This window comes from Vibrio sp. 2134-1 (assembly GCF_033339495.1).
In genome coordinates, this window is sequence record NZ_JAWOUS010000442.1 from 1 (window position 1) to 692 (window position 692).

Consider the following 692-nt stretch of genomic DNA (forward strand, 5'->3'; position numbering starts at 1 on the left):
TCTAATAACTGGCGAAAATGATACGTCTCGCTGGCGAGTTCCACCTTCCCCGCTTCGACTTTGGAGAAATCGAGGATGTCATCAATAATGGTCATGAGCGATTGCGATGAGTTATCGATGATCTCCACAAATTCTTTTTGCTGCGGATCGAGCTTAGTATCACTAAGCAGCGACGCCACACCAATAATGCCATTCATAGGGGTGCGAATCTCGTGGCTCATGGTCGCGAGAAACTCACTTTTCTTGCGATTGGCGACTTCCGCCTTATCTCGCTCTGCTTCTAACTCGGCTTGATGCTCTCGCACTTTTTGCACGCTTCGATTGTATTTTTGCGCCAACAAGCTGACTTCATCAAAACACCAACGTTTGGGCAGCGTGACCGTACTCGGCGCATTACCGCCGCTAAAATCACTCACCGCACCGGAAAGCAACTGCAAAGGATTCACCAATAAACGGAAGGCAACCCACAACACCCCAACCATCAACAACAAAATTTTTATCGCTTCTGTCGTGAGTAGAAAAAAGAACTGTTGCCATAAATCTTGATAGACGGCGCTAAGGTCAGATTGCACAGTCAGCTCTGCAAGCTCAAACGTTTTTTCACCCACACTAAACTGCATCGGCCAACGCCTCTCAACCACATCTTGCGTGATTTCTGTTCCGAGCTCGATGATAACTTCGTCTTTGGTAGC

Annotated in this window: 1 protein-coding gene; it reads right to left on the reverse strand. The window is 47.7% G+C overall.

The features are described from left to right. Positions 1–692, reverse strand: a 692-nt coding sequence (locus R7R78_RS26505; protein WP_318119620.1) for a histidine kinase dimerization/phospho-acceptor domain-containing protein, incomplete at both ends; no start/stop codon positions are given.